Source organism: Chitinophaga sp. Ak27 (assembly GCF_012726295.1).
Lineage (GTDB): Bacteria > Bacteroidota > Bacteroidia > Chitinophagales > Chitinophagaceae > Chitinophaga.
The window spans coordinates 1,232,749-1,247,652 of the sequence record NZ_JABAOB010000001.1 but is presented as its reverse complement, the minus strand read 5'-3'; the positions used below and the strand labels follow the sequence as shown (position 1 = coordinate 1,247,652).

At 47.9% G+C, this 14,904-nt stretch carries 10 protein-coding genes; 9 read left to right on the top strand and 1 reads right to left on the bottom strand.

Translation table 11 applies throughout. The annotated features are described in order from the left end of the window. Nucleotides 1–139: 139 nt before the first annotated feature. Together HGH90_RS04825 and HGH90_RS04820 are read left to right on the top strand one after the other, a co-directional pair. Nucleotides 140–904, top strand: coding sequence for an SDR family NAD(P)-dependent oxidoreductase (locus tag HGH90_RS04825; protein ID WP_168763898.1), 765 nt, complete (start codon nt 140–142; stop codon nt 902–904). Between the two features lie 97 nt (nt 905–1,001). Further along, a complete protein-coding gene (locus tag HGH90_RS04820) occupies nt 1,002–1,391 on the top strand; it encodes a hypothetical protein (protein WP_168763897.1) in 390 nt (129 codons plus the stop codon). A 10-nt stretch (nt 1,392–1,401) separates the two neighbouring features. Here the strand turns inward: HGH90_RS04820 and HGH90_RS04815 are convergent, their stop codons facing one another. Then, complete coding sequence (locus HGH90_RS04815; protein ID WP_168763896.1) at nt 1,402–2,718, bottom strand: sensor histidine kinase; 1,317 nt, start codon at nt 2,716–2,718, stop codon at nt 1,402–1,404. 286 nt (nt 2,719–3,004) lie between these two features. On the opposite strand from HGH90_RS04815, the gene HGH90_RS04810 reads away from it, so the two are divergent. The 7 genes from HGH90_RS04810 to HGH90_RS04780 all read left to right on the top strand — a co-directional run bounded on the left by HGH90_RS04810 (nt 3,005) and on the right by HGH90_RS04780 (nt 14,903). Then, nucleotides 3,005–3,535 (top strand): RNA polymerase sigma factor, encoded by a 531-nt coding sequence (locus tag HGH90_RS04810; RefSeq protein ID WP_168763895.1) that lies wholly within the window; start codon nt 3,005–3,007, stop codon nt 3,533–3,535. An 85-nt stretch (nt 3,536–3,620) separates the two neighbouring features. Further along, complete coding sequence (locus HGH90_RS04805) at nt 3,621–4,529, top strand: FecR family protein (protein ID WP_168763894.1); 909 nt, start codon at nt 3,621–3,623, stop codon at nt 4,527–4,529. 125 nt (nt 4,530–4,654) lie between these two features. Beyond that, nucleotides 4,655–8,107, top strand: a complete 3,453-nt coding sequence (locus HGH90_RS04800; RefSeq protein ID WP_168763893.1) for a SusC/RagA family TonB-linked outer membrane protein — start codon at nt 4,655–4,657, stop codon at nt 8,105–8,107. 19 nt (nt 8,108–8,126) lie between these two features. Beyond that, nucleotides 8,127–9,575 (top strand): SusD/RagB family nutrient-binding outer membrane lipoprotein, encoded by a 1,449-nt coding sequence (locus HGH90_RS04795; protein ID WP_169190506.1) that lies wholly within the window; start codon nt 8,127–8,129, stop codon nt 9,573–9,575. A 184-nt stretch (nt 9,576–9,759) separates the two neighbouring features. Then, nucleotides 9,760–10,350, top strand: coding sequence for an RNA polymerase sigma factor (locus HGH90_RS04790; RefSeq protein WP_168763891.1), 591 nt, complete (start codon nt 9,760–9,762; stop codon nt 10,348–10,350). Between the two features lie 139 nt (nt 10,351–10,489). Continuing rightward, nucleotides 10,490–11,428 (top strand): FecR family protein, encoded by a 939-nt coding sequence (locus HGH90_RS04785; protein WP_169190505.1) that lies wholly within the window; start codon nt 10,490–10,492, stop codon nt 11,426–11,428. A 97-nt stretch (nt 11,429–11,525) separates the two neighbouring features. Then, nucleotides 11,526–14,903 (top strand): SusC/RagA family TonB-linked outer membrane protein, encoded by a 3,378-nt coding sequence (locus HGH90_RS04780; RefSeq protein ID WP_168763889.1) that lies wholly within the window; start codon nt 11,526–11,528, stop codon nt 14,901–14,903. Nucleotide 14,904 lies beyond the last annotated feature (1 nt).

Genomic DNA, 14,904 nt, shown 5'->3' with positions numbered 1-14,904 from the left:
TTATCAAATATACATCACCTGCTTTGCCCCACTTTGTTTCTTGTGGCAAAGAACTTAAGTACTCACCATAAATACTTAAACTATCACCACAAACAGTTAAGCCGTTTGCCGGAAATTTGATCTATCAAAAAATAAACAAATGGCAACGAAAAACAAAATAGCATTGGTTACCGGCGGCAGCCGCGGATTAGGCAAAAATATGGCACTACAGCTGGCACAACAGGGTTACCAGGTACTGATCACTTATAAAAGCAATAAGGAAGAAGCGGAAAGGGTGATAACGACTATCCGCGAAATGGGAACATCCGGCGCCGCTTTTCAGCTGGATACCGCGAATACCAAAGCATTTGACGCGTTCTTTACTACGTTATCCGACTACCTGCAGAAGGACAATGGCAATGGCCGGTTCGATTTCCTCGTCAACAACGCAGGTATTGACCGGAGGGCGTTGATTACACAAACAACGGAAGAAGAGTTTGATGAACTATTCCAGGTACATTTAAAGGGCGTGTTTTTCCTGACACAAAAAGCATTGCCTTTTATGAACGATCATGGACGTATCATTAATTTATCGACCGGCCTGGCAAGGTTCGTTACACCTGGATACGCTGCTTATGCTGCCATGAAAGGCGGTATTGAAGTATTTACCCGTTACCTGGCAAAAGAGGTGGGCGGTCGTGGTATTACCGCCAATGTAGTAGCTCCTGGCATCATTGAAACAGATTTTACCCGGTCCGTATTTGAGCATGCCCCTGAGGCTATTGCGCATATCAGGTCGCAAACGGCGTTGGGCCGTACCGGCGTACCGGATGATATTGGCGGAATTGTGGCATTCCTGTGTACAGAGGAAGCCCGTTGGATTACCGCCCAGCGTATTGAGGCCTCCGGCGGAATGTTTCTCTGATATTTAAGTTGAAAGATAAAGTGGCTGTCCGGTTACCGGACAGCCACTTTTATGAGCAGCGTTTTTTTAAATTGCTCTACATTTAAATCAAAAAGTAATGTTGGGAGAAGCAGTATTGAAGAAATTATACTTTCATAAAGCTGGAAGCGCTTTAATTGTCAATGCGCCGGAGGTATATACCACCTTAATCGGCGACGTGGCGTACGATCAGCGTCCGGCGGCCCAAAAGAAGGGCGCCTATGAATTTGTGCAGGTATTTGCGACTACCCAAAAGGAGCTGGAGCAGCTGGTACAGGCTACTGTAGGAGTGGGGAAGCCGGATTGTATCTACTGGGCTTGTTATCCCAAAGGTACCGGCAGTATTAAAAGTGATATCAAAAGAGAAACGGTATGGGTGGCCTTTGAAAAAGTGGGATTGGAGGCTGTCAGCAGCGTGTCTATCAATGATACCTGGACGGCCTTGAGGGCCAGGCCAGCGGTCCGGTAACCCAGCCGGGTTAATTGCCCGCCAGGGGAAGTTCCAGGAAAAAGGAACTGCCACCTGTTTCATTGCTTTCAAACCAGATCTGTCCTTTTTGCGCTAAGGTGTACTCCTTGCAGAGAAATAGCCCCAGGCCAATTCCTTTTTCATTATCAGTACCGAAGGTGGACCTTACTTTCAGCGAAAATATATCTGCCTGCCTGGCCGGATCGATCCCTTTACCGCTGTCTTTTACTTCAATACGGCATTTGGCATCGGCAGTTCTGCTGGTACGGATGTAAATAGCTCCGCCGGCAGGAGTAAATTTTGCTGCATTGCCTACCAGGTTGCGGACAATCAGCTGTAGCATATTCATATCGGCCATTACTTTAATGGAAGCATCTATATTGATGTCGAGGGCAATCTTCTTTTTGACTACCGCCATTTTATTGATTTTTAGGATAGGGTGTATGGCCGTAGCTACATCTACAGGTGTGAGATGGGTATTAAGTCCGTCCATCTGTGTTTTAGACCATACCAGGATGTTATACAACATTTCCTGGGTGCTGTTAACAACATATAGCAGCTCTGTTTCTATCTGGGCCTTGTTTTCCGCGTCGAGCTCTATATCCCGCATCAGTTGCAGGTACGATTGTATAGAGGCCATGGGATTACGCAGGTCGTGGGAGATAATGGAAAAAAGTTTACTTTTTTCGGAATTCAGTAGTTCGAGCTTGCGGTTTTTTTCTTCCCCTCTTTTTTTCTCCTGGTTGTAGGCATTTTTCAGGTAGACGGTACCTACAAAAATGACCAGTATACAGGTGATATAAGTGGGGGTCATATCTTCAAAAATATCTCCGCGGGTTTTATAAACGTTTAATACGGAATTGGGGTGATAGTATTCGTAGCAAATTAACCCGATTACAGTCACCAGGTTGAAGGCCAGCCACCAGTAGTATTGTTTGACCGGGGAAATGAGCATGATCAGGAAAAAAGCCAGGGTGAAGGACAACAAAGAAGCGCCTTCTATGCCGCTGCTGTAAAAGTAGTTGATACCAAACATCACGTTGATGCTGATCACCGCCAGGGCTACTCCCAGGTTTACCTGTTTCCGCAACCTCGACAGGTAATAGATAAAGCCGAATATCAGCGTCAGGATCACAAATATAAAGGAGGTGACGGTTAGGCCCGTGGCATAATTATAAGGGATATTAAAAGCGATAATAAAGATGGCGATGGCGCAGATGGTATTAAAAATGCGGTTCTCGAGGGAAATATGAAGTGGATCACCGATAATATTATGAACCATTCCTTGTACCCGCTGCGACAGATTCCGGTTGCTGTTTATTGACATGATACGAATTTAAACAAAAAGATTTCTTTGGTATAGCTGTATATAAGGTAATCGGGATATTGAAATGTCATTTTTTTTCAGATTTCTTCTTACAATTTGATTAATTTTCAAAAAGAATCGTTGTACAACCAAAATATAATTTCAGCCGTTATGAAAAGCATTGTCTGCGCTACATTGCCCCCCTATGGCATAAATCAGACCAACTTAATTAATGTTTTAATAATGTAACATTCGTTTACCCGGTAAACGGATAAAAGTAATTTCGTCAGGTGCGATCATTCAATATATGACAACCCATTTAACAGACATATCATTGTTTCATCTTATCAAGGAGGATAACATGGAAGCCTTTACAGCATTGTATATGCGGTACTGGGAGGAGTTGTATGGGTATGCCTGGAAGATACTGGAAGACAAAGCGCCTGTAGAAGATATACTGCAGGAACTTTTTTTGCATATCTGGGACCGGCGGAAGCGTCTTAATATAGACCATCACGTAAAAGCCTACCTTTATAAAAGTCTTAAAAACCGGATCTATAATTTTCTAAAAGCCAATGCAGTGAAAAACGCACATTATGAGGCGTTGTTCAACAGTATGGGCCAGCTGGCAGAAGAAGATGCCACTATAGACCGGAAAGATTACATACAGCGCTTACTCTGCCACCTGGAGGCGCTCCCGGGAAAAATGAGGGCCATTGCGCGCCTTTATCTCCTCGAAGGCCATAATATCAAAGAAATTTCCGATCAACTCTCCCTTTCAGAACATACCGTTCGTAATCAGCTGGCCAATGTAAAGCGACGACTTCTCCGAAAATAGCATTTGTTAACGAAATGTTAAATAAGAGATCCGCCTGATCAAAAAATAACCGCCCGATTGTCTTCGTGTACACATACCGGTTATTATGCGGCGACGAGACAAAAAAATAGCGGACTTCCTGGATCGGGTGAGCCACGGGAACAAAGCCACTCCATTTGCTTCGGAAGAAGAGCGGCAACAGGCCCAACAACGCCTGCTGAGCGGCATTATGGCGAGAGCCGAAGCCCCTGTGCCACGTGTCCATATTATCAGCATTGCCCGCATTGCTGTGGCTGCCGCTACGCTTTTACTACTGGCCGGAGTTACCTGGCTATGGCAACAGCGCTCCGCTAATAGGCCTGCCGCCCTTACCTGGATCACCACCGGGGCGAGAGAACAAAAGCGGGTAATGCTCCCCGATAGTTCCATCGTTATATTAAATGCCGGTACCCGGCTCAGTTACAGTACCGCTTTTAATAAAAACGACCGGGTAATTACCCTGCACCAGGGAGAAGCCTTTTTTGATGTACATACCAACGCTACTATTCCTTTCAGGGTGTTTACAGACAGTATCAGCACTACAGTGCTGGGCACCTCTTTTAATGTCATGAAATATGCACGTGCCCATACGGTGAAGATTACGGTGAAAACAGGAAAGGTACAGATAGGTACCACCAATAAAGTACTGGGTAACCTGCTGCCAGCCGATATGATGCTGGTAAACGCCCGAACTGGTCATTTTACCAGCAGTCATGATGATGGCCTGCAAGGCGATGAATGGACCAGTGGTCGCATCATCATGCGGGAAGAACCTTTATCCGCTATCCTGGAACGCCTGGAAATGATTTACGGGGTAACATTTGACCGGCATTCGCTGCCCGACGATTCGCTGCGGACAATCACCTTCAATGCAAGTATGCCCCTGCCGCAGGTGCTGACAATTGTAGAAACCATTAGTAATGTGCGGTTCGGTAAGAAAGACGACCAAAACAAAATTCACGTCTATGTAAAATAAAACAGCATTCGCCCTAACGAATGCTGCTGAAAAACTCTCACATAAAATGTAAGCTCATGATTCTCATTTCTAAAATTAGAGAAAGGATATCTATTTGCCAATTATTTAGGGCAAAAGTACTCCGATTGTTTTTATGGCTGCTGCCATTGGCCTGGAGCAACACCATGGTAGGGCAAACCGGCGCGCAGCTCGACAAAAAAATCCCCCATGTGACCATTGCCGCCGGTAATGCACTGGACGCCCTGAAAGAAATTGAAAAAGTAACCGGGCTCAATTTTGCCTACAATGCCAACCAGCTAAAGAATTTCCCGGTAAACCGGCAGGTATACGACAACAAATCCCTGCGTGAGATATTAGCCAGCATATTGAAAAACACGAAATCCATGGTGAATGAACAGTCGGGCGTCATCGTCATTTTACCGGGAGCGGCACAGGATACTGCCCCCGGCAGACCTGCAAAGAAAGCCAGCGGTATCGTTACCGACAAAACCGGCCCTCTTCCCGGCGTAACCGTCATTGAACAAGGTACCAACAACGGTACTGTTACAGATGAAAACGGGCGCTATACTATCAAGCTCAAAAGCGTACCATCTACCCTGGTATTCAGTTTAACCGGCTCCAAAAAACAGGAAGTCCCTGTTGCAGAAGAAGGTACCTTGAACGTTAACATGGAAGGAGATTTACAGAAACTGGGAGAAGTAGTGGTAACGGCTTTAGGCATTAAAAGAGAAGAACGCTCGCTGGGATATGCTGTACAGAAAATAGGCGGAGAACAGGTCGGTACCAGCAAGATTACCGACCTCAAAACAGCGCTGGCAGGAAAGATTGCCGGCGCCCAGCTGGTAGGCGCTCCCAGCTCCACTTTTCGCGATGCCGGCATCAGGATACGCGGCGCCAACAGCCTGGGAGGCGGTTCCCCGATTTATGTACTGGACGGTACCATCATTTCTCATACCGATATTAACCTCGACAATATAGAATCTATTTCCGTGCTGAAAGGTGCTGCAGCTACCGCTCTATACGGTATCCGGGCTGCTGCCGGCGCCGTATTGCTGACCTCCAAAACAGGCAAAAGAAATCAGCGTATGCGGGTGGAAGTTAACTCCGGTACCGCTTTTGAAAAGCTGTCGGTGATCCCGCAATACCAGAATATTTATGGTGCAGGAGATAATACCAATTTTGACGTATTTCATTTTGATCCCAACAAACACCCGGCCGACTGGCAACGATTCGATGGACAAAAAATGGTGCAATATTATATGGACCAGAGCTGGGGGCCAAAAATGGATGGCACCATGGTAAGAGAGTGGTTTAGCTGGTATCCTGGTGACGACTTTGGTAAGGAAACACCCTTTGTATCGCATCCCAATAATATCCGTGACTTTTTTCGCACCGGTATCAACCTCAATAACAGCGTAGCTTTTTCCGGTGGCTCCGAGCGGGCGTCTTACCGCTTGTCGTATGCCAACCAGTACCGGGATCTTATCTATCCCAACGCCAACCGTAAACGTAATTTCATTGATTTTACCGGCACCTTTGATGTGACCGATAAATTTTCTGTTTTTGCAGACATTAATGTAGTAACCACGAAGCAGATTGCCGAACCTTATGATGGCGGTAACTCCAATCAGCGTAGTATCATGGCGCAGTTTAACCAGGAGTTTCAACGCTCTGTGGACATGAAACGGTTATGGCCCTACAAAACGCCGGATGGCACCTACCGTACCTGGAATATCCTGGGCCCTAACGGCAATGATTCTGCTACCGCCTTACGCCCGCGCAAGCGCGATAACCCTTACAGCGTGTACTATGAAAGCTATCGCCGCTATTCCAACTTCCGCGTGTTTGGTAACGCCGGGTTCAACTATAAGATTTTGCCGAACCTGAAGTTAACGTCGCTGGTACGCGCCGATATCATGGTAGATGATTACGACGATCGCATTGCATCGGGTACCGTAAAGCAAGACTGGTACAAATCCGGCTCCTCGCTGCCACGTGAGTTCAACTACGAAATGACCCTGAACTACAATAAGCAGTTGCGTGACTGGTCGGTCGACGCATTGTTGGGCGGCAATATCCGTCATTATAAAATGACCCGTAATGAAGCCAACACTGTGGGGGGATTAAGTGTGCCCAACTTATACGCCATCACAGCTTCTAACCAACGGCCCAATGCGTTCAACGATTACTTTGAACAGGAAGTTCGAAGTGTATATGGTAAGCTGTCGCTGGGATATCGGCATTTGTTATATATAGATGTAACAGGGCGTAATGACTGGTCATCTACCTTGCCGGTTGCGAAGAACTATTATTTCTATCCTTCCGTATCCGGTAGCTTTATTTTTACAGAGCTGCTGCCGAAGAGTAACTGGCTAAACTTTGGTAAAGTAAGATTAGGGGTGGCGCAGGCCGGATCAGATGCTGGTATCTACGCCATCAACACCGGGTATAACCTGCAAAACCCTTATGGCAGTTCCCCGGCGTTGAATACGCCCGACCAGCTGATAGACCCTCATCTGTCGCCTTCGTTGAGCACCAGCATAGAAGCGGGACTGGCTTTGAAGCTCTTCAACAACCGTGTAGGCGTTGATGTAAGCGTTTACAAGAATAAAAATACCAAACAGGTGGCCAGCCTGCAGATCAGCGAAACCAATGGCTACAATAGCTACCTGACTAACCTGGGAGAAATACAGAGTAAAGGAGTGGACCTGGCTATAACGGCTACCCCCGTACGAAATCGCGATTTCAGCTGGGATCTGTATGCTAATATCGCCACCAATAAATCGAAGGTCATTGACCTGGCGGCCAATATGGACAACTACCTGGCAGCCTCCCGGGAAAATGGACTAAGATTGGAGCTGGACCACCGCAAGGGCGCCGAATGGGGCCTGCTGGTAGGGCCTACCTTTCAATATTACCAGGCCAAAGACGCCAATGGCAAACCGATAGAAAGCGCATCGAATGGTAAACCCATACTCAACGCCAACGGTGCGTACCTGACCAACGAAAACCAGCCATTGGGTTCTATCCTGCCCAAGTTTACCGGGGGATTGGGTAGCACCTTTGTGTATAAGAATTTCGACTTTAGCTTTTCCATCGACTACCAGGTAGGTGGTAAATTCCTGTCGCTCACCAAGATGTTCCTGCTGGGTACCGGCCTGGATCCGGCTACCGTAGGCACCAACGACAAAGGTATCGATTGGCGTTTGCCGGTAGCCCAGGGCGGCGGTATCAAGCCGGATGGCGTACTGGCTGATGGCACGCCATTTAACGGTTACGTGGAAGCACGTACGTACTATTGGACTTACCTGTTTAACAAAGTGGCGCCGCCATTTATTTTCGATGCCAGTTATGTAAAGCTGCGGGAGCTGCGCCTGGGGTATACTTTTGCAGCAAAGCCCTGGACCAGGCGTTTGGGTGTCAACAGCCTGAATGTAGCCTTGTATGCACAGAATCCGTGGTTGATTTATACAGCCCTGAAAGGCATCGACACTTCCGAACTGGAAAGTTTTTGGGAGGAAAGGGGACAGGTGCCGGCAACCCGCACCATTGGCTTTAACCTGAAACTGGTATTGTAGGCTATCAAAATATTTACTTATGAAGCGTCAATATATTACTTATATACTATTGCTGGTATTATCACTGTACGGATGTAAGCCGGGCGATTTCGGGGATATTAATACCAACCCTAACATGCCTACGAAGCCTTATACCGGCTATCTGCTCACCAATGTTATCAGGGATATGGCGTCGACCATTGGCGGCAGCAGTGGTAGCCCTATCCGGGAAGCGCCCTTATACGCGCAGCATTTATCCGAAATGACTTATCAACGGGAAGGAGTATACGTAAAGGGTAACTGGGATTTTGGCTACTACCAGGGAGCATTAAACGATTTGCAGGTAGTGATCAGCGTAAACTCCGATCCTGTCAGGAAGGCCCAGGCGCTGTCGTTTGGCTCCAATGCCAACCAGCTGGCCGTGGCACGTATCCTCCGGGCGTATTTCTTTTTACACCTGACCGATCGTTGGGGAGACGTACCTTATTTTGAAGCCCTGAAAGGCAACGATAATCTTACTCCTGCCTACGATAGGCAACAGGACATTTACAATGACCTGTTCAAAGAATTAAAATCGGCAGCCGCGCAGTTTGATGGAGGAGTAAATGTAAAGGGAGATATTTTATTCGGAGGTGACCCGTCAAGATGGAAAAAGTTTGCCAATACCATGCGTTTGGTGATGGCCCTGCGTTTGTCGAAAATAGATGCTGCCAAAGGGAAGACAGAATTTAATGCCGCCCTGGCCGATGGTGTGATCACAGATAATAAGGACAATGTGGTGTACAATTACCTGGCAGGCGATCAGAACAATGAAAATTACTGGTCGTACAGTTGGCGGGTAGACAATAATCCTTATGCGTTGTCCAAAACGCTGGTAGATATGCTGCTGGCCAATAATGACCCCCGTTTGCCGAAGTTTGGCGACAAAGCCGGAGATGGTTTATACCACGGGCAGCCTTATGGCGTCATCAATACCAACTTTGGCGCTATGTCCATGTTGGGAGCGGGGATGCGTAAGCCAGAGTCGCCGGTGTATGTGTATACCGCCGCCGAAGTACAGTTTGCCCTGGCAGAAGCGGTGAAGCTGGGCTGGATACCTGGCAATGATACAGATGCCGCGGGTTATTATCTCAACGGTATTAAATATTCCCTGCAGCAATTTGGCGTATATTCCGATGCGGCCTATGCCACCTGCATTGCTACCCCTGGTGTAGCTTACGACCCAACCCATGCGCTGGAGCAGATTGGTACGCAGAAATGGGTATCCCTATTCCTCAATGGTTGGGAAGCCTGGTATGAGTGGAGGCGAACGGGCTTTCCCAGGTTACAGCCACCTGCCAATGCACAAACCCGCGATGGGCAAATTCCCCGCCGTCATGGATACCCTTCCAGGGAGGCATTACTGAATAAAGCGCATTACGATGCAGCCGTGCAACGCCTGGGCGGGCCGGATGACCTGAGCAGCCGGGTATGGTGGGATAAGCAGTAAGAAGCGGAAAGCATAAAGTAAAAAGCTATCGAAGCGAATGACCAATGCGGATAATTATCCGCGATAATCACTCGCTTCGATAGCTTTTTGCTTTTTGCTTTCCGCTTTCCGCTTTCAACATTCCGCTTTTCCCAAAGATTATCACTATTTTTCCGGCGTATTTGGCCACTTAATATGCGCAATAATGATGGGCGATGGTGATTTACTACAGCTTATAAGGCAAGATGATACAGCCGCATTTGAATCTATTTATGATAAATACTGGCAGGCCCTTTATTTAAAGGCTTGCCAGCGGGTGGATAAAGATGAGGCAAAAGATATGGTGCAGGAGGTGATGATCACTTTGTGGAGAAGGAGGCAGGAGATCTGCGTGAAACAGGAAGGCGATTTGGGACGGTACCTGTTTACCGCCATCCGGTACCGGGTGATCAGTCATTATGCATTTACCGCAACAGAAATTAAGCGAGCCGGTTTTTTCGACACTTTTGAAAATCAAGTAGCAGCAGATACCCTGGAGGCGAAAGAGTTGCAAGTACGTATTGAAGCGGAGATAGGGCGGCTACCCGCCCGAATGCAACAGATTTTCCGCCTGAGCCGGGAAGATGATCATACCATTACAGATATTGCGCGTATGCTCCAGTTGTCGGAGCAAACGGTGAAAAACCAGCTGACGGATGCGCTGAAAAGGCTCCGTACCTCCCTCAAAGCCTCTTCTACCAGCGATTGGACCCTGGTATTGCTATACCTGTTCTTCCACGTACATAATCACCATTAATCCGTTCCTTACTATCCTGTTCCGTTGGTTGTGATCAACCAGGGGAGAAGTATGTGCGATAGGCTGGCGGGTAAAATTTTTTTTCCAGTGGACTAGTACCAGATCAATTTTTTTCAGATAAGTAATAAAATCGCAGGCATTGGAAGTCAGTAAAATCAGACAACTCTTTAAGAAATATATGCTGGGGCATACCTCGGGGGAGGAGCAACAGGCGGTGGAGCAATGGTATCAACTTTTTGATGCCGATGTGTTGCCCAACATGAACGAAGCAGAGCAGGCCCGGGTAAAGCAGGAAATATGGCAGGGTATACAACCGCAAATTGTAGTGGCTAAAACGTTTTATCTCAGGCAGCCCTGGATCAGGGCGGCGGCAGTTATATTGTTACTGGCCTGCGCTGGCGCCACCTGGTTTATGCTTCATTCCCGCAGCACTGCACCACGTTATGCCACTTATACCACCCGCGTGGGGGAAAGAATTACCATTCACCTGGGAGACGGCTCCCTATTGGCCCTGAACGCCGGTACTACCATCCAGGTGCCGGAAGATCTATCCAAGACAAGAACCCTGCAACTCATCGATGGGGAAGCTTTCTTTGACGTGAAAACAAACCCCAACCTGCCCTTTATCGTAGAAAGCGGCCCCGTGCGCACTACGGTACTTGGTACTTCCTTCAATGTAGCCGCCTATAAAGACATGCAAACGCTCACCGTAGGCGTGGTATCCGGAAAAGTGCGCATCGCCACCAACCACGAGCAGCTACAGGTATTGGAGCGCGACCAGGAGCTCATCTATAATAAAGCGAACCGGCAAATGAGAGTAGCCTCTGTAGATGAAAGTTTGCCCGGATGGAAAGAAGGCAGGCTGGTATTTAACGACGTGTCGTTCGATGACATGGTAATACTGATGGAAAAGAACTTTGGTATCAGTATCAGCACCACGGCAGACCATGTGAAGTCAACCCGGTATACCACAGAACTGCCAACCGGCATGGATCCGGAAAAAGCCGCACAGGTACTGGCAGCCATCCACCACCTGAAAGTGCGGGTAGCAGGCCCTCATGCCGTGATTTACGAGTAATAAATAATATATAACCAAAAGCTAAACGCAAAAAAAGACAGCAATGCCACGTAAATGGAACCTTTTGTTAATGCTAACAATTAATGCCTAACCACGTATGAAGAAAATTGTAAAAGAATTTAAAAAACGAATGCTGGTCATCGTTTTAATGCTAACCTGTGCGCCGACCCTATTGCCGGCATACGCAGGACAGGGGCAAATCCTGCATGAAACCAGCGTTACCATCGCCCTGAAAAGCGGTAGCCTGGAATCAGCATTGCGCGATTTGCACCGGCATACGAAGATTACCTTTGCCTACGACCGGCAACTGATCAGTGCCTACAAGATAGACGGGCACTCTTTTTCCAATGAGCGACTCGACTATGTACTGGAAAAATTATTGCAGCATAAATCGCTGGGGTTCGCGGAAGTAAATAATATTATTGTCATCAGTAAATTGAATACGCCGGCATCATCCATTAGTAGCCCTGCCCGCCAGGAAGTGGTGGTGTCCGGGATCATCAGGGATGAAACCGGCAAACCACTCCCCGGTGTAAGCGTAGCCGTTAGAGGCGTGAGCACCATGACCACCACCGATGCAGAAGGCAAATACAAAATCCTGGTCAACCCGGATAACGCCGTACTGGCCTTTAGCTTTATAGGCTATGAAACAGCTGAAGTAACAGTAGGAAGTCAAACAGTGATCAACCTGCAACTGAAACTGGCCAGCAAATCGCTCGGGGAAGTAGCCGTAGTGGGTTTCGGTACCCAGCGTAAAGTAAGCCTGGTAGGGGCGCAGTCCACCATCAATGCCAGTGAATTTAAACAGCCGGCATCAGATATTTCAACCATGCTGGCAGGCCGCATATCGGGTGTAGTGGGCGTTCAGCGCTCCGGCGAGCCCGGCAAAAGCGGCGCCGACATCTGGATCCGCGGTATCGCTACCTTTGGCGACGGCAACAAATCAACGCCACTGGTATTGGTAGACGGTGTAGAACGGGCCATCAACAACATCTCTCCGGAAGACATTGAATCGTTTACCATCCTGAAAGATGCTGCCGGAACGGCCGTATATGGCGTACGTGGGGCTAACGGCGTTATTCTCCTGAAAACAAAAACCGGTAAGGTAGGTAAACCGCAGATCTATTTCGACTACAACGAAGGCGTTAACTCTTTTACCAAAAGACCTAAAATGCTGGATGGGATCACCTATATGAACCTGGCCAATGAAGCAGCTACTGGTCGAAACCAGAATCCTATCTATTCCCAGGAAAAAATTGATAAAACAAAAGCAGGCGCCGATCCGCTGTTATACCCGGATGTAAACTGGATGGACGCCGTCTTTAATAAATATGGCCGTACCCGCAGCGCTAACCTGAACGCCAGCGGGGGCGTGGAAAATGCGCAATACTACGTATCACTTGGCTACTTCAATGAAAGTGGTTTCCTAAAAACAGACGAGCTATCGAAGTACAACTCGTCCTTAAAGTACAATCGCTATAACTTCACGTCCAATCTCAACCTGAAAGTCACTAAAACAACCAAACTGGATGTGGGTATACAGGGATATTTCTCCAATGGTAACTACCCAGGTATTCCCAGTCACGATATCTTCCAGAGCGCCATGGATGCGTCTCCGGTGGCTTATCCCATTATGTACCCGGGTAACCTGGTACCAGGACAATCTGCCAACGGCGGTTTCCGTAACCCCTACGCAGACCTGACCCGCCGTGGATACCGCAATGAGTTTAAAAACCAGCTGTATTCCAATATCCGCGCTACCCAGGACCTGAAAGCCCTTACGCCCGGATTATCGGTAACAGCGATGTTTGCGTTTGATACCTATAACCAGAATTATATCATCCGTTCCAAGAGAGAGGATACGTATTATCCGGATATGAATAATCCCTACAAGCCGGATGGTTCGCTGAACCTGATTAAAACTTTTGTGGGAGATGATTACCTGGGATTTGACAACGCCAACAATGATCGTCAAACCAGCCGGCAGTTTTATACAGAAGCCGCTATCAACTACGATCGCGGGTTTGGCAAGCATCATGTGACTGGTTTGGGACTGTTCTATTCCAGCGACAAGACCAATACACTGGCGGGCGATTTCATTAATTCTATCCCCGAACGTTACCTGGGTATTGCGGGTAAGGCGGCCTATTCTTACGATGACCGCTATTTTGCGGAGTTCAATTTCGGTTATAACGGGTCAGAATTATTTGCACCGAAAAATCGTTATGGTTTCTTCCCCGCTATTGGCGTGGGTTGGGTAGTATCGAACGAACGTTTTTTTGAACCGCTGAAAAACGCGATCTCCTTCCTGAAGTTCCGTTACTCGAATGGTAACACAGGCTTGGGTAGTGCACGGGAAAGGTTTCTGTATATTACCAACCTGAATACCAACGACAACACCTATAAATATGGAACCGGTTTCGTCGACAATGGGCGCGGTATCAGTATTAACCGCTATGCTACCGATGTACGCTGGTCCGTGTCCAATAAACAGGACCTGGGCGTAGAAATGGTAGTGCTGGGCGACCGCCTGAGAGTGAACCTGGACGTATTTAAAGAACATCGTACCGGTATCTTCCTGCAACGCGCATCCAACGTGATGTTTATGGGATTGGAAAACCAGCAGTTTGGTAACCTGGGCGTTGTCGATAACCAGGGACTGGATGCTAACCTCGAATACCGTATGAAGATAGGACAGGTGGCCGTAAATGTGCGGGGCAACATTACCTGGAATAAGGATAAACTGATAGAAGATGACCGTCCGCCACAGCTATACCCCTGGATGGAGCATCGCGGCAATAATGTAAACGCCCGCTATGGCTATATCGCAGAAGGATTGTTTAAAGATCAGGGGGAGATCGATAAAAGCGCAGTGCCCGGCGACCGCTCCCAGGTAAAGCCAGGAGATATCAAGTATAAAGACCTGAATGGCGATGGCATCATCAACTCTGCCGACGTCACTAAGATTGGACGCGGCGATATACCAGCCGTGGTATATGGTTTCGGCGCCGATATCAGCTATAAAGGCTTTAATCTCACTTTCCTCTTCCAGGGCTTATCCGATGCCGACCGCCTGTTATCCGGCAGTGCCGTGATTCCTTTCAACGGTGGCGGTGGGGTTACCAACGCCTTCAGTATTGCTACCGACCGATGGACAGAAGACAATCCCCGCCAGGATGCCTTTTATCCAAGGCTCGCTTATGGAGAAGCGGAAAACAAAAACAATACACAGGCCAGCTCCTGGTGGGTGAAAGATGTGAGCTTTATCCGTTTGAAACAGTTGCAGCTGGCGTATAACCTCCCTGGCAGCTGGCTACAGCGCATAGGGATCCGGAATGCGGCTATCTATCTCAATGGTATCAACCTGCTCACCTTCAGCAAGTTTAAGTTGTGGGATCCTGAGCTGAATACGGATAACGGCTCGTCTTATCCTAATGTAAGAACGATTTCGTTGGGCGCTAACCTGAAGTTTTAAT

Coding starts and splice junctions, on each gene's coding strand:
- HGH90_RS04825 (WP_168763898.1), top strand. CDS start 140: ATGGCAACGAAAAACAAAATAGCATTGGTTACCGGCGGCAGCCGCGGA.
- HGH90_RS04820 (WP_168763897.1), top strand. CDS start 1,002: ATGTTGGGAGAAGCAGTATTGAAGAAATTATACTTTCATAAAGCTGGA.
- HGH90_RS04815 (WP_168763896.1), bottom strand. CDS start 2,718: ATGTCAATAAACAGCAACCGGAATCTGTCGCAGCGGGTACAAGGAATG.
- HGH90_RS04810 (WP_168763895.1), top strand. CDS start 3,005: ATGACAACCCATTTAACAGACATATCATTGTTTCATCTTATCAAGGAG.
- HGH90_RS04805 (WP_168763894.1), top strand. CDS start 3,621: ATGCGGCGACGAGACAAAAAAATAGCGGACTTCCTGGATCGGGTGAGC.
- HGH90_RS04795 (WP_169190506.1), top strand. CDS start 8,127: ATGAAGCGTCAATATATTACTTATATACTATTGCTGGTATTATCACTG.
- HGH90_RS04790 (WP_168763891.1), top strand. CDS start 9,760: ATGATGGGCGATGGTGATTTACTACAGCTTATAAGGCAAGATGATACA.
- HGH90_RS04780 (WP_168763889.1), top strand. CDS start 11,526: ATGAAGAAAATTGTAAAAGAATTTAAAAAACGAATGCTGGTCATCGTT.